This is a genomic window from Curtobacterium sp. 18060 (assembly GCF_902706105.1).
Taxonomy (GTDB): Bacteria; Actinomycetota; Actinomycetes; order Actinomycetales; family Microbacteriaceae; genus Curtobacterium.
This window is the reverse complement of record NZ_CACSJV010000047.1, coordinates 1-22,836: the sequence shown is the minus strand read 5'-3', so window position 1 is coordinate 22,836 and position 22,836 is coordinate 1. Positions and strand designations below refer to the sequence as shown.

At 71.9% G+C, this 22,836-nt stretch carries 24 protein-coding genes; 13 read left to right on the top strand and 11 right to left on the bottom strand.

Going from position 1 to position 22,836, the window contains the following annotated elements:
- The first annotated feature begins 131 nt into the window (after nt 1-131).
- Nucleotides 132-548 (top strand): VOC family protein, encoded by a 417-nt coding sequence (locus GVL05_RS16405; protein ID WP_123672882.1) that lies wholly within the window; start codon nt 132-134, stop codon nt 546-548.
- Here GVL05_RS16405 and GVL05_RS16400 read toward each other — a convergent pair.
- Complete coding sequence (locus GVL05_RS16400; protein WP_159573826.1) at nt 529-1,494, bottom strand: isoprenylcysteine carboxylmethyltransferase family protein; 966 nt, start codon at nt 1,492-1,494, stop codon at nt 529-531. The two genes, GVL05_RS16405 and GVL05_RS16400, sit on opposite strands and share 20 nt — an antisense overlap.
- Before the next feature lie 157 nt (nt 1,495-1,651).
- Nucleotides 1,652-2,551, bottom strand: coding sequence for an SDR family oxidoreductase (locus GVL05_RS16395; RefSeq protein WP_159573825.1), 900 nt, complete (start codon nt 2,549-2,551; stop codon nt 1,652-1,654).
- Between the two features lie 108 nt (nt 2,552-2,659).
- On the opposite strand from GVL05_RS16395, the gene GVL05_RS16390 reads away from it, so the two are divergent.
- Together GVL05_RS16390 and GVL05_RS16385 are read left to right on the top strand one after the other, a co-directional pair.
- The gene (locus tag GVL05_RS16390; RefSeq protein ID WP_159573824.1) at nt 2,660-3,001 is read left to right on the top strand and encodes a DUF3140 domain-containing protein; all 342 of its coding nucleotides are present in this window, start codon (nt 2,660-2,662) and stop codon (nt 2,999-3,001) included.
- Nucleotides 3,002-3,107: 106 nt separating this feature from the next.
- Nucleotides 3,108-3,362 (top strand): Rho termination factor N-terminal domain-containing protein, encoded by a 255-nt coding sequence (locus tag GVL05_RS16385; protein ID WP_123292629.1) that lies wholly within the window; start codon nt 3,108-3,110, stop codon nt 3,360-3,362.
- On the opposite strand, the gene GVL05_RS16380 is transcribed toward GVL05_RS16385, so the two are convergent.
- Nucleotides 3,356-4,354: an alpha/beta fold hydrolase gene (locus tag GVL05_RS16380; protein ID WP_159573823.1), complete on the bottom strand. Its 999-nt coding sequence runs from the start codon at nt 4,352-4,354 to the stop codon at nt 3,356-3,358. The genes GVL05_RS16385 and GVL05_RS16380 overlap by 7 nt on opposite strands.
- Before the next feature lie 144 nt (nt 4,355-4,498).
- Here GVL05_RS16380 and GVL05_RS16375 point away from each other — a divergent pair, with 144 nt between their 5' ends.
- Complete coding sequence (locus GVL05_RS16375) at nt 4,499-4,702, top strand: hypothetical protein (RefSeq protein WP_159573822.1); 204 nt, start codon at nt 4,499-4,501, stop codon at nt 4,700-4,702.
- A 29-nt stretch (nt 4,703-4,731) separates the two neighbouring features.
- On the opposite strand, the gene GVL05_RS16370 is transcribed toward GVL05_RS16375, so the two are convergent.
- A complete protein-coding gene (locus GVL05_RS16370) occupies nt 4,732-4,995 on the bottom strand; it encodes a hypothetical protein (protein ID WP_123672725.1) in 264 nt (87 codons plus the stop codon).
- 76 nt (nt 4,996-5,071) lie between these two features.
- Here GVL05_RS16370 and GVL05_RS16365 point away from each other — a divergent pair, with 76 nt between their 5' ends.
- Complete coding sequence (locus GVL05_RS16365) at nt 5,072-6,034, top strand: SDR family oxidoreductase (protein ID WP_159573821.1); 963 nt, start codon at nt 5,072-5,074, stop codon at nt 6,032-6,034.
- A gap of 121 nt (nt 6,035-6,155) precedes the next feature.
- Here GVL05_RS16365 and GVL05_RS16360 read toward each other — a convergent pair whose 3' ends face one another.
- Nucleotides 6,156-7,382 carry a cobalamin-independent methionine synthase II family protein gene (locus GVL05_RS16360; protein ID WP_159573820.1) on the bottom strand — a complete coding sequence of 409 codons (1,227 nt, stop codon included), beginning with the start codon at nt 7,380-7,382 and terminating at the stop codon, nt 6,156-6,158.
- Between the two features lie 79 nt (nt 7,383-7,461).
- On the opposite strand from GVL05_RS16360, the gene GVL05_RS16355 reads away from it, so the two are divergent.
- Nucleotides 7,462-8,469 (top strand): transporter, encoded by a 1,008-nt coding sequence (locus GVL05_RS16355; protein WP_159573819.1) that lies wholly within the window; start codon nt 7,462-7,464, stop codon nt 8,467-8,469.
- A 91-nt stretch (nt 8,470-8,560) separates the two neighbouring features.
- Here GVL05_RS16355 and GVL05_RS16350 read toward each other — a convergent pair whose 3' ends face one another.
- From GVL05_RS16350 to GVL05_RS16330, 5 genes are read right to left on the bottom strand one after another with little or no spacing between them, the layout of a single operon-like run.
- Nucleotides 8,561-9,583, bottom strand: coding sequence for a Gfo/Idh/MocA family protein (locus GVL05_RS16350; RefSeq protein ID WP_123340474.1), 1,023 nt, complete (start codon nt 9,581-9,583; stop codon nt 8,561-8,563).
- Between the two features lie 44 nt (nt 9,584-9,627).
- Entirely contained in the window at nt 9,628-10,632 is a 1,005-nt protein-coding gene (locus tag GVL05_RS16345; protein ID WP_159573818.1) for a Gfo/Idh/MocA family protein, read from the bottom strand.
- A gap of 44 nt (nt 10,633-10,676) precedes the next feature.
- On the bottom strand, nt 10,677-12,068 hold the full coding sequence (locus GVL05_RS16340) for an ABC transporter substrate-binding protein (RefSeq protein ID WP_159573817.1): 1,392 nt from the start codon (nt 12,066-12,068) through the stop codon (nt 10,677-10,679).
- Nucleotides 12,065-13,009 carry a carbohydrate ABC transporter permease gene (locus tag GVL05_RS16335; RefSeq protein WP_111085649.1) on the bottom strand — a complete coding sequence of 315 codons (945 nt, stop codon included), beginning with the start codon at nt 13,007-13,009 and terminating at the stop codon, nt 12,065-12,067. The genes GVL05_RS16340 and GVL05_RS16335 overlap by 4 nt, the downstream gene beginning before the upstream one ends.
- Before the next feature lie 3 nt (nt 13,010-13,012).
- Nucleotides 13,013-14,011 (bottom strand): carbohydrate ABC transporter permease, encoded by a 999-nt coding sequence (locus GVL05_RS16330; RefSeq protein WP_159573816.1) that lies wholly within the window; start codon nt 14,009-14,011, stop codon nt 13,013-13,015.
- Between the two features lie 134 nt (nt 14,012-14,145).
- Here GVL05_RS16330 and GVL05_RS16325 point away from each other — a divergent pair, with 134 nt between their 5' ends.
- Both GVL05_RS16325 and GVL05_RS16320 read left to right on the top strand, forming a co-directional pair.
- Complete coding sequence (locus GVL05_RS16325; RefSeq protein WP_159573815.1) at nt 14,146-15,426, top strand: ROK family transcriptional regulator; 1,281 nt, start codon at nt 14,146-14,148, stop codon at nt 15,424-15,426.
- A 93-nt stretch (nt 15,427-15,519) separates the two neighbouring features.
- Nucleotides 15,520-16,329: a DUF1684 domain-containing protein gene (locus GVL05_RS16320; RefSeq protein ID WP_159573814.1), complete on the top strand. Its 810-nt coding sequence runs from the start codon at nt 15,520-15,522 to the stop codon at nt 16,327-16,329.
- A gap of 201 nt (nt 16,330-16,530) precedes the next feature.
- Here the strand turns inward: GVL05_RS16320 and GVL05_RS16315 are convergent, their stop codons facing one another.
- Nucleotides 16,531-17,091, bottom strand: a complete 561-nt coding sequence (locus GVL05_RS16315; protein ID WP_159573813.1) for a histidine phosphatase family protein — start codon at nt 17,089-17,091, stop codon at nt 16,531-16,533.
- Nucleotides 17,092-17,153: 62 nt separating this feature from the next.
- Here GVL05_RS16315 and GVL05_RS16310 point away from each other — a divergent pair, with 62 nt between their 5' ends.
- The 5 genes from GVL05_RS16310 to GVL05_RS16290 all read left to right on the top strand — a co-directional run.
- The gene (locus GVL05_RS16310) at nt 17,154-18,638 is read left to right on the top strand and encodes a reverse transcriptase family protein (protein WP_159573812.1); all 1,485 of its coding nucleotides are present in this window, start codon (nt 17,154-17,156) and stop codon (nt 18,636-18,638) included.
- A 95-nt stretch (nt 18,639-18,733) separates the two neighbouring features.
- Nucleotides 18,734-19,954 (top strand): acyl-CoA dehydrogenase family protein, encoded by a 1,221-nt coding sequence (locus GVL05_RS16305; protein ID WP_159573811.1) that lies wholly within the window; start codon nt 18,734-18,736, stop codon nt 19,952-19,954.
- Between the two features lie 171 nt (nt 19,955-20,125).
- Nucleotides 20,126-20,956: an LLM class flavin-dependent oxidoreductase gene (locus tag GVL05_RS16300; protein WP_159573810.1), complete on the top strand. Its 831-nt coding sequence runs from the start codon at nt 20,126-20,128 to the stop codon at nt 20,954-20,956.
- Nucleotides 20,953-22,230: an NtaA/DmoA family FMN-dependent monooxygenase gene (locus tag GVL05_RS16295; protein ID WP_200849249.1), complete on the top strand. Its 1,278-nt coding sequence runs from the start codon at nt 20,953-20,955 to the stop codon at nt 22,228-22,230. The genes GVL05_RS16300 and GVL05_RS16295 overlap by 4 nt, the downstream gene beginning before the upstream one ends.
- A gap of 280 nt (nt 22,231-22,510) precedes the next feature.
- A partial coding sequence (locus GVL05_RS16290; RefSeq protein ID WP_159573809.1) for a carboxymuconolactone decarboxylase family protein occupies nt 22,511-22,836 on the top strand: 326 nt, incomplete at its 3' end.

The window sequence follows — 22,836 nt, the reverse complement described above, 5'->3', positions numbered from 1 at the left end:
CGGCGCCGCCACGAGCCTCCAGGCCGCATCCCACGTCCGTCCAAGGCACCGCGCCCTTCCGCGGGCACGTCGCGTCTGCGACGATGGGCGCGCAGCGGGCGACGACGCCCGCCCGTCGTGAGGAGTCCACCATGTCCGTGCGTCTCAACCCGTACCTCGGCTTCCGCTCGGGGGCCCGCGAAGCCCTCGACTTCTACCACTCGGTGTTCCACGGCGAGCTCACGATCGGCACCTTCGGCGAAGCCGGCATGAGCCAGGACCCCGCCGACGCCGACAAGGTCATGCACGGGCAGCTCGAGGGCGAGAACGGCCTGCTGCTGATGGCCTCGGACGCGCCGACGGGCATGGAGACGCCGTCGGAGAGCACGATCTCGTTGTCGCTCAGCGGCGACGACCACGAGGCCCTGACCCGCTACTGGAACGGGCTCGCCGAGGGCGCGTCGATCATCGAACCGCTCACGACGGCCCCCTGGGGCGACACCTTCGGGATGCTCACCGACCGGTTCCGGGTCACGTGGCTCGTGAACATCACCGGCGCGGCGAGCTGACGGAGACGGGGACCCCGCCGACGCTCGCGGCGATCGGCCACCGCGGCACCCAGCACCGGACCCGGGCGGCGTAGCGGCGGAAGTCGTCGCCGAAGCGGGCCTCGAGGTCGGCTTCCTCGAGCGGCCGGACGACGCAGTTCCACACGATCGACCCGGCGAGTGCGTAGACGACGACCATCCACGAGCCGAGCAGCAGCCCGACCGCGACGCCCTGCGTGATGCCGGCGAGCGCCATCGGGTTGCGCACCGAGCGGTACGGTCCGGCGACGACCAGCCGGTTCGCACTGGCGGACGGCAGCGGGGTGCCAGCGCCCTTGGTCGACATCGCCGCGGCCGACGCGATGCCGAGCGCGCTGGCGAGCGCGAGGACGACGAGCCCGACCACCAGCAGCGCGGTCACGACCGGTCCGGGCAGTGCGGGGTGCAGCCGCCAGCGGTGTTCGGCGACGGCGATGGCCACGGGGAACACCCCGAGGAACAGCCCCCAGAAGACGACGATCTGCACGGTCGTCGCGACCACGTGCCGTGACGTCGCGGCACCCGGATCGGCCGTGCGGAACCGCAGTGGACCGGACGTCAACCACTCGGTCGGTACCCGGCCGAGCAGGACGAGGGCGAGGGCCAGCACGGAGCCGACGGTCGCCGCGGTCATGACGACGACGCCCCAGCCGGCCTCGCCGGTGACGGTCGCCCAGACGGCGAGTCCGGCGAGGACGAGCGCGGTCCACACGGTGGCGACGGTCGCCGCGATCCGTCCGACCGTGCCAGCGGAGACCGCCGCGAGCGCCGAGGCCACGACGAAGAGCGGGACGTCGAGGGCCGCGACGACCACCGGGTCCAGCGAGCCGAGCGTGAGCGTCCGGACGGCGGGGAGCGTCGCGACGCCGATCCACCAGGCAGTGCCGCCGACGGCCTGCAGTGCGAAGTAGAGCCGACCCCAGGACACGTCTGCACGCTAGCAGTGGGCGACCGCGGCGGCGGGCGCCGGGGGCGCTTCGTGAGCAGGAATGGTCGGGTGCTGCAAGCGAACCCGACCATTCCTGCTCACGATGTACCGGAGATCAGTCCTCGCGGTTGATCTGCCCGTCGGCGCGCGGTGCAGGTCAGGGCGTGACCATGCCGCCGTTCACGTTGAGCGTCTCGCCGACGACGTAGCTCGACTCGTCCGACGCCAGGAAGACGTAGGCCGGTGCGAGTTCGGCTGGCTGTCCGGCGCGGCCCATCGGCGACTCGCTGCTCCCGAACTCCGGCAACGTCGACGGGTCGACGCCGCCGCTCGGCTGCAGGACCGTCCACGTCGGCCCGGGAGCGACGACGTTCACGCGGATGCCACGCTCGACGAGCAGCTGCGACAGCCCCTTCGACAGGTTGTTGATCGCGCCCTTCGACGCCGCGTAGTCGAGCCGGTCGGGTGCCGGCTTGTACGCCTCCATCGACGCCGTCGTGGTGATCGTCGCACCGGGTTCCAGGTGCGGCAGCGCCGCCTTGACGAGGCGGAACAGCCCGAAGACGTTCACGTCGAAGGTCGCCTCGAACTGGTCGTCGGTGATGTCGAGCACGTCCGGCTGCCAGCGCTGCTTGCCGGCGACGCTCACCAGGGCGTCGAGACCGCCGAGTCCGGCGACGGCCTGGTCGACGAGCTCCTGCGCGTACGCCTTGTCACGCAGGTCGCCGGGGATCGCCACGGCGGTGCGTCCGGCGGCAAGGATCTGCCCGAGCACGTGGTCGGCGTCGGACTGCTCCTCCGGCAGGTAGGCGATCGCGACGTCGGCGCCCTCGCGGGCGAACGCGATCGCGACGGCGCCGCCGATGCCGGAGTCACCGCCGGTGATCAGGGCCTTGCGGCCGGCGAGCCGGCCGGTGCCCCGGTAGCTCGTCTCGCCCAGGTCGGGGACCGGGTCCATGGCGGACTGGAGGCCCGGCTCGTCCTGCGTCTGCGGCTCCGGCTTGACGTCGGGGTAGCGGGTGCGCGGGTCGCCGTGTTCGTACTGGTCGGTGGGCATGCGAGTTCCTTCCTGCTCGTGCCTCCACGGAACCCGTCCCGGCTGGACGGCGGCGGAGCGCCATCCGCCCTGCGCACCCGTCCAGGACGGCGGGGTTGCCTCGGGGCCATGAGTGACGACGACGACGACCAGCAGACCGAGCGCGACTTCGCCGACGCGGTGAACATGACCCCGTCGGAGCTCCGGAAGTGGCTCGACACCGACGAGTCGAAGCACGTCGGGCAGAAGCCCCCGGGCGGCGGTGAGTCGACCGGGCACGAGAGCGGGCGGCACATCATCCGGATCCTCGAGAAGCACAAGGCGGACCGGACCGACGACGACCACGCCCACATGCGGAAGGTGGTCGGCTACGTCGCCCGGCACTCGGAGCAGCGGCCGGACGGTGACGTGCACGACACCCCGTGGCGGTACTCGTTGATGAACTGGGGCCACGACCCAGAGAAGCACTGAGCCGCCAGCGGCTCGGAACGACGCCGGGCCGCCGCCGGCGCGAAACGACGCCGGGCCGCCGCCGGCGCGGAACGACGCCGGGCCGCCGCGCGTACCGTGACGCACCATGCCGAACCAACTCAAGAAGCCGGACATGTACGAGGAGCTCCGCAAGGAGGGCAACTCGAAGGAGAAGGCCGCGCGGATCAGCAACGCCGCAGCGGCCCGCGGCGAGGAGGCCGTCGGGAAGAAGGGCGGCGAATCCGGCTCCTACGACGACTGGACCGTCGCGGACCTCCGGAAGCGGGCGAAGGAGATCGGCCTGACCGGGTACTCGTCGAAGCGCAAGGCCGAGCTCGTCGAGGCGCTCCGGGATCACTGACCGAGGTCGGCGACCGCGTCGATGCCCTCGGCGATCTCCGCCGCGTGCGTGTGGTGCAGGTAGTGCCCGCCGTCGAGCAGGACGACCTGGCCGTCGGCGACCGAAGCCGCCTGCTCACGGTGCAGGCGCTCCCACCCCGGCACCTCCGGGTCGTCGCCCACGACGAACAGGCGGACCGGCAGATCGGCGGGGAACGCGAGGCTGCGGGCGTGCCGGAAGTTCGCGCCGAGGTGCTCGTACTCGTCCAGGTACGTCGCGCGCATGCTGGTGCGGTGTGACAGCAGGGTCATCTGCTCCTTCTGCGCATCGGTGTAGGGCAACCCGGCGTACGCGTCGCCGGACACGGCAGCGAGCACACGGGCGAGCCCGGTGGCCTTCACGAAGCGGAACAGGCCAGACCCGACGGCCTCGTCGATGCCGGGCTGCGTCGGCACACTGCTGTCGATGCCGACGAACGCCTGCACCTCGTCCGGGTACGTGTTCGTGTACTCGAGCGCGTAGATCCCGGCGACCGAGTGCCCCGCGAGCACGTAGCGGTCGATGCCGAGGGTCGACAGCGCCTGGTGCACCTCGTCGACGATGTTCGCGATGGTCCGGGGCCGGTCGGTGCCGTCGCTCAGGCCGTACCCGAGCGGCTCGACGACCACCACCCGGTGCGTGTCCTGCAACCGGTCGACGAGCGGGGCGAAGTCGATCACGGGGGATGCCGTGCCGAAGCCTGGCAGCAGCACGACGGTCGACGCCCCGGACCCGGTGACGGCGACGTTGACCCGGCCGCCGGTGACGGGGACGAGTTCGCCGTACGGGCGGATGTCGTCCCGTTCCGCCGCCGTCGCGATCGCGTCGTAGGTGGCCGTGCCTCCGAGCGTCAGGGCGCCGAGGCCGACGAGCCCGACGAGCGAGAAGCCGATGATCCGGAGCGGGCGACGGCGTCGGCGTGCAGCGCGGGCCGGAGTGCTGGTGGGGGTGGCCGTGGGGTGGTGCGTGTCCATGCCTGCACGCTAGGTCCGGCCGGCGGGGCCGCACATCGGAGCACGGTACCGACGTGCCTCGCCCGCGTCGTACCGCGGGCTGACGTCGGGCGACCGCACGGCGGGCGCGGCATGGGGGAGAATGGCCGGGTGAACGAGACGGGCATGCCGCGCTTCCGACGGATCTGGTCGACCGTGCAGGTCGGCGTGCTGGCGATCGCGGTGGCGTTCTGCATCGTGATGCTCGTCGTCGGGAAGGGGAAGCTCGACCGCGTCTACGCCGTCGCCGCGATCTTCTTCGGCCTGGCGCTCGTCGGGCACAGCACGTACCTCTGGCTCCTCGCCCGGAACGCCCGCACCGGCCGCTGAACCGAACGGCGACGCGGGCTCGGCTCCGGCTACACGCCGAAGCGCAGCGCGAGCGGCACGAGCAGTCCAGCCACCCAGACGAGCACCATCACGAGCGCACCGATCGCGATGAAGCGGCGGCGACGACGCAGCTTCGGACTCCGCTCCTCGCCCCACATCTGTGCACGGACCAGCACCCGGTTCGCCTGCTCGACGACCTTGCGGACCTCGGGGTCGTCCAGCTCGAGGGCACCGGACCGGGCGTGTTCGGCGATGACCGTGGCTTCGTCGACGGTCAGGTCGTCCTTGCGCATGCTCCATCCTCGCACCGGGGCGAGGGGTACGGCCCGTCTGTGCGGGAACGGACCAGCAGGCGCGTACCAAGGACGCATGGGACATCGGTACCGCGGGAAGATCGTCGTCGTCACCGGAGCATCGAGCGGCATCGGGAGGGCCGCGGCGCACGAGTTCGCCCGACAGGGTGCCACGCTCGTGCTCGCCGCACGCGGCCACGACTCCCTCGAGGCCGCCGCCGCCGAGTGCCGCGCACTCGGGGCCGACGCGGTCGCGATCCCGACGGACGTCGCCGACGAGCACCAGGTCAAGGACCTCATCAGCACGGTGACGAGTCGGCACGGGCGGATCGACGTCTTCGTCGGCAACGCGGCCCTGTTCGTCTACGGCCTGTTCGAGCAGACCCCCACCGAGGCGTTCAAGCGGGTCGTCGACACGAACCTCTACGGCCACCTCAACGCGATCACGCACCTGCTCCCGCACTGGAAGCAGCGCGGGACGGGCACGTACGTGCTCGTCGGCTCGATCCAGTCACTGCTGTCGGCGCCCTACCAGTCGGCGTACGTCACGAGCAAGCACGCGGCGCTCGGCCTGGTCGACGTCCTCGGTGACGAGTTCGCGCACACCGGCATCCGCTTCACCACGCTGCTGCCGTCGACGATCGACACGCCGATCTACCAGAACGGCGCCAACTACACCGACAAGAACTCGCACCCGCTGCCGCCGACGGTCTCGGTCGAGCGCGCGGGTCGTGCCGTCGTGACCGCCGCCACGCACCCGAAGCGGTACCGCTACGTCGGCCGCATCCAGGCGTCGCTCGTCCCGCTGCAGTACGTGTTCCCGGGGCTGTTCCACAAGATCACGAAGCCGATGGTCGAGACCTTCGCGCTGCGCGGGAAGGGCGACCCCACCGACGGCAACCTCTACGCCCCGGCGGACGCCGGCAACGCCACGAACGGCGGCTGGGTCGCGAAGCGACGGCGTGTCACGCGCCCGCTCGTGTGGCTCGGTGGCGCTGCCGCGGTCGGCGCGATCGTCCTCGGCCGCGCACGGCGGTAGCCCCTAAGGCCTGCCGAAACCGGGCGTACCTCCACGAAACGGGCGTACCTGCCGTGATCTTCGTGGCAGATACGCCCGTTCTCGCTTGCTACCGCAGCCGTTCTGGGAAGGAACGAGCGGCTCAGAAGAGCTTCGCGCTCGCGCGGCGTGCGCCCTCGCCGAGCGACTCGAGCTTCGCCGCGGCGATCTGCGGGTGGATGCGGCCGCCCAGGCCGCAGTCGGTGCCGGCGATGACGCGCTCGCGCCCGACGACCGAGGCGAACCGCTCGATGCGCTGCGCGACCAGGTCGGGGTGCTCGACGACGTTCGTGGCGTGGCCGACGACGCCGGGGACGATCACCTTGCCGTCGGGCAGCGTGACGTCCTGCCACACGGTCCACTCGTGTTCGTGGCGGGCGTTCGCGGCCTCGAACGAGTACGCGCCGGCATCGATGTCGAGCATCAGGTCGACGATGTGGCGGAGCTCGATGTCGGTGGTGTGCGGACCGTGCCACGAGCCCCAGCACAGGTGGAAGCGGACGCGGCTGGTGTCGAGCCCCTCGAGCGCGTGGTTGAGCGCCTCGACGCGGATGCGAGTGAAGGCGCGGTAGTCCTCGAGGCTCGGCTCCGGGTTGATCTGGTCCCAGTTCTCGGCGATCGAGGGGTCGTCGATCTGCAGCACGAGGCCCGCGTCGAGGATGATCCGGTACTCCTCGCGCAGCGCGTCGGCCCAGGCCCAGATGTGCTCTTCGTCGGTGGCGTAGTACTCGTTCGCGACCCGGGCCGCGGAGCCGGGGGAGAGCGCCGTGATGAAGCCGTTCTCGGCACCGGCCGCTTCGACGGCGTGCTTGAGGTTGGCGGCGTCGGTGCGTGCGGCCTCGTGCCCGGTGTAGGCGATCGGGCCGGTCGTGGTGGGGAAGGCGGTGGCGTTCTTGCCGGTACCGATGCCCGACGCCGGGTCGGTGTAGGCCTCGCGGAAGATCGTCCAGTCGCGACGGTCCGGGAAGCTGGTCAGCTGCACGTTGCCCGGGCTCGAGCGGACCGGCTCCTGCGTGAAGATGTCGGCGTCCGTGAGCGAGAGTCCGCTGACGCGCTGGAACGAGTAGCCCCACCACGCGCCGTAGTCGACGCTGTTCGACATCGCCTTGCCGAACTCGCCGTCACCCGGCTGCGTGATGCCGAGGGCGGTCTGGCGGCCGACGACGTCGTCGACGGCCGCGCTCGTCATCGCGCGGACCTCGTCGGTGGTCTCGAGGGTGAAGCCGTCGGCGCCCACGGGGCGAGCGGCGTTCGCGGCGATGAGCTCCGGCGTGCGCGGGAGCGACCCGGCGGTGGTGGCCTGGACGTGGTCGCTGTTCTCGAAGGGCATCGGCCCAATGTGCCACGGGGCGCCTCCGAGCTGGGCTCCGTTACGCGGCACGACGCGAGCCGGGGACAATGGAACCCCTATGCCCAGCGCACGCCCGACCTCCCGCATCCCGCTCAACACCCTCGCCGCACCGTTCGGCCTGGCCGGCTTCGCGAAGACCTGGTCGTACGCGGCGCCCGTCCTCGGAGTGCCGGCCGTCGTCCCGCAGGTGTTCTGGGTGGTCGCGGCAGTGGCGTGGTCGTGGCTGCTCGGCGCGCACGTCCTGCGGGGCGTCCGGGTCGATGAACGCCTGGTCGACCAGCTCCGCCACCCGGCGCAGGGCCCGATCGCCGCCCTGGTCCCCGCGACGGCGATGCTCCTCGGCGTCGACCTCGCGCGGTTCTGGGAGATCGGGGGGCAGGTCCTCGTGGTGCTCGCGGTGGCGGTCGCTGCCGGGTTCGCGGCGTGGTTGCTGAGCACGTGGTTCGAGGGGCGCCTGACGCTGGAGGCCGTGCACGGCGGTTACCTGCTGCCGACGGTCGCCGCGGCCCTCGTCGCTTCCGTCGCCACGCACGAGGTCGGTGTGGGCTGGCTGTCCTGGGCGTGCTTCGGCGTCGGCGTGTTCTTCTGGGGCGTGATGACCGGACTGCTCCTCATCCGGTTGTCGTTCCGCCCCGCACTGCCCGACCCGCTCGTCCCCACGATGGCGATCCTCGTGGCTCCGCCCGCGGTGGCGACGGTGTCCCTGTTCGCGCTCACCGACGACGCCCGGACCCTGCCCGTGCAGGCCATCGCGGGCCTCGGGGTCCTCATGCTCCTCGTGCAGCTCGCCCTGCTGCCCCGGTACGTCCGGCTCGGGTTCTCGCTCGGGTTCTGGTCGTTCGTGTTCCCGGCTGCGGCGGTCGCGACGGCGGCGATCGAGTGGTTCCGGGTGCTCGACCTGCCGGTGGCGTGGGTGCCCACGACCGTGCTGCTCGTGCTGCTCACCCTGCTCGTCGTCGTGGTCGGGGTGCGGTCGCTGAGCCTGGCCGCGCGGCACCTGCTCGGGCAGGCCGAGTCGGTGCTGCACGCCGCCGACGACGAGGACGCGGCACCCGCGACGCACTGACGTGGCGCGGTGCGTCAGCACCCGTTCTGCGACGAACCACGCGTCGAGCGACTCGTGGTTCGTCGCAAAACGGGTGCGCGATCCGCGCGGGTCAGGCGCTGACGGTCTCGTCCGCCGTCAGCACCGGGGCGATCGTCCCCGTCCGGGCGCCCTCGTACGCCGCCAGGATCATGCCGAGCACCGCGATGCCCTCGCGCTCCGTGTGGATCGGCCGCGTGCCGTCGCGCAGGCACGCCCCGAACGCGCCGATCTCGGCCGCGAAGGTGTCGACCTCGTCGAAGGTGACCGACTCGCTCGTGCCGTCCCGCAGGTCCCACCGCAGCGTCGTGCCGTCGCTCGTCAGGGCGCCGTGTTCGCCGACGACACTGAACCGCTCGGTGCCGGCGGCCGGGTCGTACGCCCAGCTCGTCACGAGCTGGCCCACGGCGCCGTTGTCGAAGCGGAACAGGGCCTGCGCCGAGTCCTCGCCCTCCATGAACGCCAACCGGTGCGTGGAGAGCATCGCGGTGGCCTGCACGGGGACGCCACCGGCCAGGTGCATGAGCAGGTAGCTCGGGTGGTAGCCGGTGTCGATGAGCTCACCGCCGCCGCTCGTCGACGCGTGGGCACGCCACCCCATGTTCGACGGGTCGAACTCGTTGCGGAACGAGTCGGTGGTGCGGACCTCGTAGACGGTGCCGAGCGCCCCGCCGTCGATGAGTTCCTTGGCCTTGGCGACCGCGGGCATGAACAGCTGGTTGTGCGCGCACATCAGGGTGATGCCGGACTCGGACACCGCGCGCTGCACGTCGGCGGCCTCGTCGGGGCTCAGGCACAGCGGCTTCTCGCACAGCACGTGCTTGCCCGCCTTGGCCGCCGCGACGATCGCGTCGCGGTGCAGGTGGTGCGGCAGGCAGATGTCGACGGCGTCGATGTCCGCCTGCTCGAGCATGGCGAGGTAGTCGGTGAAGAACGGGACGCCGAGCTCCGCCCCGCGTTCCTCGGCCGTGGCCGCGAACGCGTCGGCGACCGCGGCGATGCGGATCGTGTCGGGGTGCTCGGCGTACCCGGCGATGTGCGCGGACGCGATGCCGCCCCCGCCGATGAGGCCGACGCGGATGATGTCGCTGGACATGGTGACTCCTGTGGTTGGTTCGAGGTGCTGGACTGCTGGGACGGTCAGGCGGGTGCGCCGACGAGGGCGTCGCTGGTCGCGGGCTGACCCGCTGCGTCGTTCGCGGCGACCACCAGGCGGGTGAGCTCGACGGCGCGGGCGAGGTTGTCGTCGGCACGCGTGTCGGCGGCGATGTGGTCCACCCACTGACCGAAGGCGTCCTGGGCGTCGGCGGGGACGTCGAGGGTGACCGGCTCGTCGCCGTAGGCCGGTCCGCCGGCGGTGAGCCGGGCCTCCTGGTCGGAGTACGCGAGCCAGCCCCGGGTGCCGGCCACGTCGATCGTGAACGGCGTGCCCGCGACGAAGCCGGCCTCGATGACGCCGATCGCCTGCGAGGCGTAGCCGACGGTGACCACGGCGTGGTCCTCGACCGCGCGGCCGGTGTAGGAGCGGTAGACAGCCTCGACGGTGTCGGGGCGGGCGCCGAGGAACAGCTGCGTCAGGTAGACGGGGTGGCAGCCGAGGTCGGTGAGGGCGCCGCCGATCGCCGTCGCCGGGTCGAAGAAGCGCTCCGGCAGCCACGGTGCGACGGCACCGTCGTGCGAGAGCCGGACGCGGGAGTACGTGACGTCGCCGAGGCGGCCCGCGTCGAGCTCGCGCCGGATCGCGGCCGTGTAGCCGTGGTAGAGCCGCGGGAGCGAGACCACGAGCTTGACTCCGGCGGCATCGCAGGCGGCGATGACCGCGTCGCACTCCTCGACGGTGGGGGCGAGGAGCTTCTCGGTGAAGACGTGCTTGCCGGCCGCTGCCGCGCGCTCGATCACGTCGCGGTGGACGTCGGTCGAGGTCGTGATCGTGACGGCGTCGACGTCGGTGCGGGCGAGCAACGCATCGAGGTCGTCGGTGTACTCGACGCCGAACCGTTCGGCGCCGGCTCGGCCGCGCTCGGTGTCGTCGTCCCAGACGGCCACGAGCTCGGTGCCGGGGTGGTCGACGGTCTGCTGTGCGTAGTCGCCGGCGTGGACGTGCCAGAAGCCGAGGACGGCGACGCGCAAGGGGGTGGAGGGCATGTGTCGGTGGTTCCTTTCGTGGGGGACGACCAGAGCGTTCCCGCTCAGATCCGGACCTTGTCGTAGTCCTTCGGCAACTTGAACGGCGAGTAGGTCTGCATCATCGGGTCGACGCGGTTCTGCGCCCGCTCGACGGCTTCCTGCGGACTCGCGGTACCGAGCAGCACGCTCGAGCGCGCGTCGGCGAGGGAGTCCCACCACGCGCCGCCGACGGGCAGCGGCGGGCGGCAGGTGGACGCGCCGATCGACTCGGTGAAGAAGCGGATCGACTTCGCGGAGCCCTTCGGGTCCTTCAGCGCCGCGATGTTCGACGGCACGCTCGTGGCCGGCACCATGTAGGTCTCCTGGCCCTGCTTGCTCGTGAAGTACTTCATGAGCTCCCACACGGCCTTGTTCTTCTTCGAGCCCTTCGGGACGCACAGCGCGAAGCCACCGGACCACGTGTACTTGTCGCCGCCGTCCTGCTGGGTCGGCAGGTACGCGGTGCCCCAGTCGAGGTCCTTCGGGCCGTAGTTGTCGAACGTCTGGATGGTGGAGGGGACGCTGACCATGAACGCCATCCGGTCCGCCATGAACGCGGTCTGTCCCGGCGGGTGCCCGGTCGGCTCGTAGGTCGCGATGAAGGTGTCGGCGTCCTTGTACCCGTACCGCTTCGCCCAGTCCTCGTAGAACTCGAAGATGCTGCGGACGCTCTTCGAGTCCATCGTCATCTTCGAGTCCTGCTGGTCGAAGTACGACGCACCGAGGCCGAGCCCCCACGTGAACGGCCAGCCTTCGCCGTACCAGGGGAGCAGTCCCATGTGGGTGTAGTTGCCACCGGACTTCTTCGTGATGCGTTCGCTGACGTCCCACATCCGGTCCATGCTCACCGGGCCGTTGTGCTCCCAGTCGAACTCGTCCGGGTCGATCCCGGCGCCGGTGAGCATCTTCCGGTTCACGAACATGCCGCGGGCGTCGGTGTCGTGGGGGAGGCCGTAGGTCTTGCCTTGGTAGCTGACCTCGCCGATCGTGAACCCGAGCCACTGCGCCAGGAACTCGTCCTTCGGCTGGTCCTCGAACTCCTCGATCATGTCGTCGATCGGTTCGATGAGCCCGATCGCCGCGTACTGCGCCGCGCTGAACCGGTCGAGGAGCCACAGGTCGGGGGCGGTGCCGCCGCGCACGGCGGTGATGATGCTCGTGGCGTCGCCGGTGCCCTGCGACGGGACGACGTTCACCTTGACGTCGACCTCGGGGTGGATCTCGTTGAAGTCCTTGATCACCTTCGTCTGGAACGGCACGAACGTGCCGGTGACACCCCAGATCGTGACCTGGTTCGGGTTGCTCCGGCCGCTCGAGCCGGAGGCGCACGATGCTGCGAGGAGCGCGAGCGCCCCCGCACCGCCGGTCGCGGCCGCACCGCGCAGGAACGTTCGTCGGTCGAATGCGCTGCTCACTTGAAGCTCCCGATCTGGACGCCCTTGATGAACGTCCGCTGGAACACGAAGAACAGGACCACGAGCGGCAGGATGATGAGCACCGATGCCGCCATCAGCTGGTTGAACTGGAAGTCCTGCGAGTTGTTGAGGCGGAAGATCTGCAGGCCGATGGACAGCGTCTGCACGTTCTCGTCCTGCAGGTAGATGAGCGGCCCGAGGAAGTCGTTCCAGGCACCCACCGCCGCGAAGATCCCGACCGTGACGAGCGCCGCCTTGGCCTGCGGGAAGACGATCCGCCAGAGGATGCCCCACTCGGAAGCGCCGTCCATCCGCGCCGCGTTGAGCAGGTCCTTCGGGATCTGCAGTAGGAACTGCCGCAGCAGGAACACGTAGAACGCGGACCCGAACAGGCTCGGCACGATCAGGGGCAGGAAGGTGTTGATCCAGCCGAGTCGGGCGTACAGGTCGAACATCGGGATGAGCGTGACGGGGAACGGGATGAACAGCGTGGCGAGCACGACGTAGAACACCTTGTCGCGGCCGCGCCACTCGAGGCACGAGAACCCGTACGCGATCACGAGGTTCGAGACCATCGAGAAGAGCGTCACGCAGACCGTGATGATGAGCGTGTTCCGGAAGAACGTGAAGAACGGCATCGCGTCGATCGCCTTGCCGAAGTTCGACCAGTCGAGCCACTGCGGGAACCAGGTGGGCGGGAAGGCGCCGAGTTCGGAGTTGCCCTTCAGCGCCGAGATGACCATCCAGTAGATGGGGATGAGGAACAGCAGGCTCATCGCGATGAGGAGCACGCGGGCGAGGACGGACGACCACGGTGAGCGGATCGAGCCGTCGGCGTTCCGGGAGCGGTCGTCGGCACCCTTGCGACCGCGGGGCCGGACGGACTCGATCGACGAGGTGACGGTGTCGCGGTCCGGGTGTCGTTCAGTGCGCAGTGTCATCGGTCACTCCCCGGTCACGTCGTAGTTGACGAAGCGCTTGGACAGCCAGTACACGAGCCCGGACAGGATCATGCCGGCCAGGAACAGCAGCACGGCCATGGCGCTGGCGAACCCGAGCTGCGCGTAGCTGAACGCGTTCTTGTAGAGGTAGAGCATGTAGAACAAGGTCCCGTTGTCCGGGCTGCCGAGTCCTCCGGTGCCGGACGAGATCACGTACGCCTCGGTGAAGACCTGCAGGCCGTTGCTGATGCCGGTGATCAGGTTGAACAGGATCACGGGGGAGAGCAGCGGCAGCGTCAGCGCGAAGAACTGCCGGAGCGGTCCAGCCCCGTCCACGCGGGCGGCTTCGTACAGGGTCTTCGGGATCCCGCGCAGCCCGGCGAGGAAGATCAGTGCCGCGTTGCCGGCACCCATCTGCGCGAGTGCGACGATGACGAGCTTCGCCGTGGTCGGGTCGCCGAGCAGGTTCGTCGCCGGGATGCCGACGAGCTTCATGACCTGGTTGACGAGGCCGGTCTGCGGGTTGACGAGCACCACGAAGATGAACGCCAGCGCGAAGGTCGGGATGAGCGACGGGATGTAGAGGGCCGTCCGGTACCAGCCGATCTCGCGGACGTCCTGGTTCATCGCGATGGCGATCACGATGGCGATGACGATCCCTACGGGCACCGCGATGACGGCGTAGAACAGGGTGTTGCCGACCGCGGTGTGCACGAGCGGGTCGATGAACGCGGCGACGTAGTTGGCGAACCCGACCCAGGTGATGTCGGCCATGCCCGAGTACCGGGTCAGGCTGATCGCGAACGAGTAGATCAGGGGGTAGGCGATGAACACCAGCACGCCGAGGATCCACGGCGAGATGAACGCGATGCCGACGCGCAGCCGGCGCTTCTCGGCCGGGGTCCACGGACGCTTCTCGCGTGGTCGTCGACGGACCGCGACGTCACCGCCCGTGCGCGTCCGTGGTGGTGCAGTGGTTCCGGATCGTGCGGTCGTCGTCACGAGCGTCCCTTCCGACCCCGTGCCACGCCGGTGTGGCACGGGCGAATCCGTCGTCGGACAGGCGAACCGATCGCACCGTCGCGGTTTCAATCCAATTGATTGACAAATTCGTATGACCAGAGATGCTAGGGACCATGTCCGAGCCGCGTCAACCCCTTCCTGACACCGTGGTGCAGGGCAGAACGGGCGGCACGAACCTCGTGCGCGTCGGGGTCCAGAACCGTGCGCTGGTGCTCGATCTCGTCCGTCGCCGGGGACCGTTCGCCCGCGCCGAGCTGATGCGTGCGACCGGGCTCAGCGCGCAGACGGTGTCGAACATCGCAGCCGGACTCGTGGCAGCGGGACTCGTGCGCGAAGCACCGGGCGGCGGACGACGACTCGAGGTCGTCGCGGGGTCGCGGTCGGCGATCGGGGTCCACCTCGACCCGGCGCACCTCGTCGTCGTGCGCACCGACCTGACCGGAGCCGTGCTGGCCGTCGAGCACGTCGACCTGGACGCGACGGACGACCCGGCGCGGACGCTCGACACGATGGCGGCGGCGGTGCACCGGGTCCGCGGCGACGGCAGTCGGGCCCGCTCGCGCACGGGCGTGCCCGCCCCTGCCGGCATCGGCCTCGCCGTCCCCGGCTCGATCGACCCCGACGGCGTCCGGATGGGCACCCCCGCGCAGTTGCGCGCCTGGTGGTCGCTGCCGGTCACCGACGAGCTCGCCGCCCGGACGGGGCTGCCCGTGCGGCTCGAGAAGGACGGCGTCGCGAGCGCCCTCGGCGAGGTCTGGTCCGCTGCCGGTGCCGACGACCTGGTCTCCGTGTTCCTCGGCCACGGCATCAGCGCCGCGACGGTCGCCGCCGGCGAGGTGGTCCGCGGCGCGACCGGCAACGCCGGCGAGTTCGGTGGCATGCCCGTCGAGGCGCACGGGCGCTGGACCGAGGTCTGGGAAGCCTGCCAGCCCCTGCAGCAGGTCCGGCGCGGGATCGATGCCGGGCTGCTCCGCACGGGCATCCCGCTCGACCGCGCGAGCGACGTCCGGCACGCGTTCGAGCGGCTCTGCGCGACGCCGTCCGCAGCGCCGCTGGTCGCCGAGGCCGGTGCAGCGCTCGGATCCGCGCTCGCCCACGTCGTCGAGCTGCTCGACGTGCCACGCGTCGTGATCGGTGGCAGCGCGGCCCTCGCCGGCGGCGACGTCTTCATCGCGGCCGTCCGGGAGCGGCTCGCGGTCCGGCTGCCGAACGGGCCGTTCCCGACGGTCGCGGCGACCGCCTTCGGCGAGGCCTCGGTGGCCCGTGGCGCCGCCTGCGCGGTGCTGCAGGCCGACCTCGCCGTGCCTGCCCCCGTCGGCCGCGGCGCCGGCGTCGCTACGGGGCGTCGACCGGGAGGCCCGGTGCACGTCCGCAGCATCGCCCACCCCTGGTGAGCGGGAGGGTCCAGGGCGTCGGGTCGGCCGTGCGCGTGACGTCGCGCGACGGGGACGTCGCGTTCGCGGCCCGGGCGTCGTAGCGTCGGGGGCATGAGCACGACGACGCCGACCGCACCCGAATCCGCCACCGAGTGGGCGGCCTGGCACGACGCCCACGAACGAGCCCGGGCGAGCGAGCAAGGCTTCCTCGCCATCACGAGCATCCGGTGGCTGACGAGCACGCCCGAGCGGTTCGACGACGCCCCGGGCACCTGGTCGACGGGCGAGGACGGCCCCGTCGTCGAGCTCGCGGACGGCGAGACCATCACGGTCGACGGGCAGCCGGTCACCGGCACCCACCGCTTCGGACCACTGCCCGAGCGCTCGAGCACGAACGTCGTGTGGCAGGACGGCGACGAGACCGTCGTGATCGAGGTCGCCCGTCGTGGCGGTAGTGACGTCATCCGGCCCCGGCACCCGGGCAACCCGACCCGGACCGAGTACCCCGGCACCCCGACGTACGAGCCGTCGGACCGGTTCGTCGTCGACGCGCACTTCGAACCGTTCGACGAACCGCGCGAGGTCACCGTCGGCTCGGTCGTCGACGGGCTGCAGCACGTGTACGCAGCGCCGGGCGTCCTCACCTTCGAGCTCGACGGGCCGCGGTCGCTCCTCGCGTTCAACGGGCACGGCGACGGTCTGCACGTCCTGTTCACCGACCGCACCAGCGGCGTCACGACCTACGCCGCGAACCGGAGCCTGGACATCGCCGCCCCGGATGCCGCCGGCGCGACCCGGATCGACTTCAACCGCGCGACGAACCTGCCGTGCGCGTACACCGCGCACGCCACGTGCCCGCTGCCGCCGGCCGAGAACCGGCTCGACGTCGCGGTCGAGGCGGGGGAGCGGCTGCCCGTCTGACGCCGCCGCCGCGGTACGACGCGGTACGACGTCCTCGATGTCGTTCGCTGCGTGTGCATCGTCCGACACTCCACGAGGTGATCGACTCGTGGAACGTCGGAACATGCACGCGCACTCGATGCGTGCGCAAGAGACGACGATCCACCCGTTGATCAACGAGTGGAACGTCGGAACATGCACGCGCACCGGTCGGCGTGCGCCTCAGCCTGAGGGCACGCGCTGCCACGTGCTCGTCGCCCGCCACTCCTGCGCATCGAACGCGAACACGCTGCCCATGCCGGGTTGGTCGAGCGCGCGTGACACCGGCGCTCCCGTCAGGTCGGCGAGGAGCAGCGCCCCGACCGCACCGTGCGACACGATGGTCGCGTCGCCCGCCGCGGTGCGCCGCCGGACCGCTCCGACGATGCGCGCCTGGGCGTCGACGGCCCGCTCCCATCCGCGGACCGATCGGGTCGGCTCCGCGAAGAACCGGTCGACGACACCCTCGAACTCCTGCGGCGGCAGGTAGCCCGTCGCGCTGCGGTCGATCTCGCCGAGCAGGGGATCCTGCGCGGGCACGAGCCCGACCGCGGCCCCGAGCAGCTCGGCGGTCTCGACGGCCTTGCGCTCCGTGCTCGACACGAGTGTCCGGACGCCCGGATCCCAGGCCAGCGGACCCGACCGCGCTGCGCGTGCGCGTCCCGCGGCGGAGAGCCCCCACGACTCGATCGGCTCGGCGGGTTCCACGACGACCTCGGCGTGGCTCAGGAAGTACGAGACCATCCGGCGATCCTGGCACGGACCGGGGTGGTGCGCGCGTCGGGGGCCCGCCGTAGGGTGAGCGCGTGGAGTTCCCGGGGGAGGCGGCCGGCGCGCGTGACGCGTCGACCTCTCCGGGGTCACCCCGGGGCACGCAGGACCAGCAGGACGACACGCCCCGAGCAGGCGAGCGCGCTCCGCGCGCGACGCTGCACGGAGGCACCGACAGGTCCTCCGGGAACCCCACGCCCCGCTCCGTCGTCACCGCGGCGCTGGCCGATGCGTTCCTGACGGCCGAGCGGTGGGCGGCGGACGAGCTGGCGGCCGCCGGGTACGTGGTCGTCGGCGTCGAGCGCGCGTACGTCGGGCTCGCGGTCGCCGCTGCGCTCGAGGCGTACCCCCGGCCACCGGTGGACGCTCCGCGCCAGCTCGCCGCCGTGCTCGCCGTCGCACCCCGGCTCGTGGCGCTGCACCGGTCGCGCGAAGACCGCCGGCCGGTCCGTGTGCTCGTGCGCCGAGCCACCGCGGTGCGTGCCCGTCCGGAGACCGCGAGCCCGTTGCTCGTCGACACCCTGCCCGAGCTCGCCCGGGAACTCGACCTCACCGTCGGCCGGCTGCTCTGGCTCGCCGACACCCGCGCGTGGAACCGTCGCTCCGGGCCCTCGAGCCCGCTCCACCACTACCGGCACGAGTGGATCACCCGACCCGGTCGAGCACCGCGCCTGCTCGAGAAGCCGATGGACATGCTCCGCCGCACGCAACGGACGATCCTCGACGAACTCCTGACGATGCTGCCCGTGCACGACGCCGCGCACGGGTTCGTGGCCGGGCGGAGCGTCGTCACGGGAGCGGCCGTGCACACCGGCCAGCAGGTGGTGGTCACCGCCGACCTCACGTCGTTCTTCGCGAGCGTCAGCGCCCCGACGGTCTACGGTGTCTTCCGGGCCGCTGGGTTCGCTGAACCGCTCGCGCACGTGCTGACCGGCCTCTGCACCCACCGGGTGCCGGTGCACGTGCTCAGCGCGATGCCCGCCGGTGGCTCGCCGGAGGAGCGCCACGCGCTCCGCCAGGCGCTGGCGACGGCGCACCTGCCCCAGGGCGCACCGACGTCGCCCGCGCTGGCGAACACCTCGCTCCGGCACCTCGACGCCCGGCTGGCCGGGTGGGCCGGCGCCGTCGACGCGGTGTACACCCGCTACGCCGACGACCTGACGTTCAGCGGGGGCGACCAGCTCGCCGCGCGACCGGACGCGTTCCTGCGGGGCGTCGACCGGATCGTGACCGAGCAGGGGCACCGCCTCAACCCGTCGAAGACCCGGGTGCGGCGCCGCGGGGACCAGCAGTCGGTCACGGGCGTCGTCGTCAACGAGCGGACCTCGCCCGGGCGCCGCGAGGTCGACCGGCTGCACGCCGTCCTGCACAACGCCGTGGTGCACGGGCCGGCCTCCCAGAACCGCGCGGGACACCCCGAGTTCCGGGCGCACCTGCTCGGGCGCATCGGGTGGGTCGAGCAGGTCAACCCGGGCCGGGCCCGACGGCTCCGCGAGGAGTTCGCGCGCATCGTGTGGTGAGGCCGTCCGCGCACCGTGTGACGTCCGGTTGCGCTCGGTTGCCCCGCGTTGCGTCGCCCTGCCGATCGCCGCGCGCACCTGGGTAGCGTGCCGCCATGTGTCCGAGTGAGCTTCCGGCCGACGACCGCTACGACGCGCTGATCGCGCCGCTCCGGCCGGTCATCGAGCGGATCGGTCTCGACGCCCGCCAACGGGAACGTGAGGAGCGTCTCGCCACGGACCAGCTCGGCTGGCTCGTCGACGCCGGCTTCGCACGGTGGCGGACGCCGGTCGCGTGGGGCGGGGTCGGTGCCCGTCTGTCCGACGTGTTCCGGGCGATCGCCGAGATCGCCGAGGTCGACCCGAGCCTGGCGCACGTGTGGCGGAACCACTTCTCGTTCGTCGAGGACCGCGTGCACGCCGAGGGCACCGCGTTCGACCGTGCGATCGTCACGCGGCTCGGCGACGGCGAGTTCGTCGGCGGCGGGTGGAGCGAGTCGCCGAACACGACCGGGGTCGACCTCACCACGCGCATCGTCCGTGACCCGGACGGGTCCTGGCGGTTGACCGGTCGGAAGTTCTACTCGACGGGCAGCGTGTACGCCCGGTGGATCACGGTGCTGGCGGTCGACGACACCGGCGCGAAGTCCGTCGCGCTCGTCGACGCTTCCGACCCCGGTGTGCTGATCGGCGACGACTGGGACGGCTTCGGCCAGCGGATCACCGGCAGCGGGAGCGTGACCTACACCGACGTGCCGGTGCCCGACGAGCGGGTGCTGCCGTACGCGACCCGGTACCCGTACCAGGAGCAGTACTACCAGACGGTGATGCACGCGATCCTGGTCGGCATCGGCCGCGCTGCCCTGCGCGAGGGCGTCGAGGCGCTGCGGTCCCGGGCGCGCGGACACCACAACGGCACCGCGGCGGATCCGACCCACGATCCGGAGCTGCTGGGCGTGATCGGCACCGTCGATGCCCGGGTGCACGCCGCCGACGCCGCGTTCGCCGCGAGCCTCGGCCCGGTGGACGCGGCTGTCGACCGGCACACAGCCCTGCGTGCGGCCGGTGCGGACCCGTCGACGGACCCGACGCTGCGTGCGGCGCTCGAGCGCAGCTGGGTCGCGGTGGCGCGCGCCCAGACCATCGTCACGGACGCCGTGCTCGACGCGACGACGCTCGTGTTCGACGCGCTCGGGTCCTCGGGGACGTTCCGCTCGCTCGGCCTCGACCGGCACTGGCGGAACGCCCGCACCCTGGCGTCGCACAACCCGCGCGTGCACAAGCGCCGCATCGTCGCCGACCTGCTCGTCAACGGTGCGAGTCCACTCGACCGCTGACGGCAGACCGCTGAGCGCTCCGCCGTAACGGACCGTCACGGGGCGCAACCCGCCGACACCTGCGTGCAGCGTGCCGAGGTGAGCACCTACGGTCGGTGCACCGGCTCGCCACGGACGCTGGGGAGGTGACCGTGGCGGGCCGTTCTGCGCACCTCGAACGGGAGGACCACCGTGACCACCGCGCCCAGCGCCCCCGCACCGCTCATCGTCGCCGTGCCCGACGCGGACCTCGCAGCGGCGGCCGCCACACCCGGCGGCATCGCCCGACTCGCGGTCCGCATCGTCGGTTCCGGAGCCGCCGTCGTGGCGATCGGCACCGATCGCCTCGACGCGGCGACGAGCACCGGCCACCGACTCGACCCGACGACCGCGGCGCTCACCCTCGGCCGTGCCCTGCCGGAGCACGGGTTCCTCGTCGCCGTGGCACCGACCCGCGAGCACCCGTACAACGTCGCGCGTCGGGTGCTCTCGCTCGACCACGTCCTGGACGGCCGGGTGGGCATCGTCGTCGGCGCCCGGGACCACGGCGCACCGAGCACCGGAGCCCCGAGCACCGGCGCACCGCACGACCCTGCCGAGTTCGCCCGGGTGCTCCGCGGGCTGTGGCGCACCTGGCCGCTCGACAGCATCGTCGGTGACCGCGCGTCGGGTGTCTTCGCGCACACCGACCGGATCCGACCGCTCGACCACGACGGCGGACCGGACGGCTACCGCGTCCGGGGACCGCTCACGACGCCGTCGAGCCGGCAGGGCGAACCCGTCCTCGCGGTCTGGCACGACGTCGACGTGCCCGGAGCGGATCTCGTGCTCGGGGGCGCGGCGCACCCGCTCGCACCGCTGCCGGGGGCGACGGACGGGGCGGAGCCGCACCGGGCCTCCCGGTCGACCGTGACGCGACCTCCACGACCGACGCGACCGACGCGACCGACGCGACCGACACGTCCGACGCTCCGCGCCCTGCTCGGGCTGGCCGTGCCGGACGCCGCGGCGGTGACCGCGTGACGGGCGCTGGCGGCGACGCCGGCCTGATCCTCGGCGTGAACCTGCAGGGCTTCGGGCAGCGTCCGGCGGCCTGGCGCACCCAGGACGTCGACCCGACCGACCTGCTCACGGCGGCGTTCTGGAGCGACATCGGGCGCACCGCCGAACGCGGGCTGCTCGACATGGTCTTCTTCGCCGACCACCCGGCGTTCGGCGACCCGAACGTCCGCGCCTACGGGCTGCTCGAGCCGTTCGTGGCGCTCGGGGCGATCGCCGACGCGACGAGCCACCTCGGGTTGGTCGGCACCGCATCGACGACGTACAACGACCCGTTCGACGTCGCCGAGCGGCTGCTGTCGCTGGACACGGTGTCCGGCGGGCGCGTCGCCTGGAACGCCGTCACCACCTACGACCGCTCGGTCTCCGCCAACTTCGGTGTCGCGACGAACCCCGACCGGCCCGAGCGGTACGCCCGCGCGGGGGAGTTCGTGGACCTCGTGACGGCGCTCTGGCGGTCCGCCGCGACGGGGGAGCCGGTCGTGCACCACGGCGAGTTCCTCGACCTCGAGGGCGTGCTCCGGGTCCCACCGTCGGCGCAGGGGCACCCGGTCGTGTTCCAGGCCGGGGGATCGCCGCACGGTCGTGACCTGGCGGCGCGGGTCGCCGAGGGCGTCTTCGCCGTCGAGCTGACGCCGGAACCCGCCCGCGAGCACCTGCGTGCGGTCAAGGTCGCCGCCGAGACGTACGGCCGGAGTGCAGCCGACGTCGCCGTCGTGCCCGGACTGTCGCTCGTGCTCGGCAGCACCGAGGCCGAGGCGCAGCGCCGGTTGGACGAGCTCGAGGCCCTCGCGCCGGACGGTTACTCGCTCCGGGCGCTCGGGACGCACCTCGACGCCGACCTGTCGGGGCTCGAGCCGGACGCGCCGATCCCGTCGGCGGTCCTCGACCGCGAGGTCGACCCGGTCACCTACGGGCCCTCGCTCGGCTACCACGAGACGGTCGTGCGGTGGGTGCGGGCCAACAACACCTCGTTGCGGGACGTGCTGCGGGGCTTCGGCGGGTACGGCGCCCGCATCGTGGTCGGCACGCCCGAACAGGCTGCCGACACCATCGAGGACTGGTACCGCACCGGTGCCGCCGACGGCTTCAACCTGATGATCGACGAGTTCCCGCGGGGCCTCGAGACCGTCGTGGACGAACTCGTGCCGATCCTGCAGCGCCGCGGGGTGTTCCACCGGTCGTACGAGGACGTGACGTTGCGCGGGCGGTTCGCCGCGCGCGCCCGAGGGCTCTGACCTCGCACCGTGCGAGGTCCGCCGTGCGGCCGCGCCTGCTGCACGGTGCGCGTGCGCCCAGCTGGTGCGAGGTTGCTCGCACCGTGCGGGCTTGCAGCCGCTCACGGAGCGAGCAACCTCGCACCGACCGACGGAGGCCGCACGGTGCGGACCGCGCGCCCGCGCCCCGCGTGACGCCGTGTGACGGCCGGCCGGAGGCACCGTGTCACACGGCGACACCGCCGGTCACGGTCCGCAACACCCGTCGCCTCGGGGCCCCGACCGCCCTAGCGTCGCCGACATGACCGACTACCTCGACCGCGAACAGGACAAGACCTTCACGAAGGTCTACAAGCAGCAGACCCCGGACATCCTCAAGGCCTTCGTCCAGTTCGACGAGTCGGTGTTCCAGGCCGAGGGCCGCGCGATCCCGCTGAAGTACCGCGAGCTCATCGCCCTCGCCGTCGGCATCACCACGCAGTGCGTCTACTGCATCGACGGCCACAGCCAGCGCGCGGTGACGGCCGGTGCGACCGAGGCCGAACTCGCCGAGGCCGCCTGGGTCGCCACCGCGATCCGCGCCGGCGGCGGGTTCGCGCACGGCCGACTCGGCTTCAAGTTCGGCGC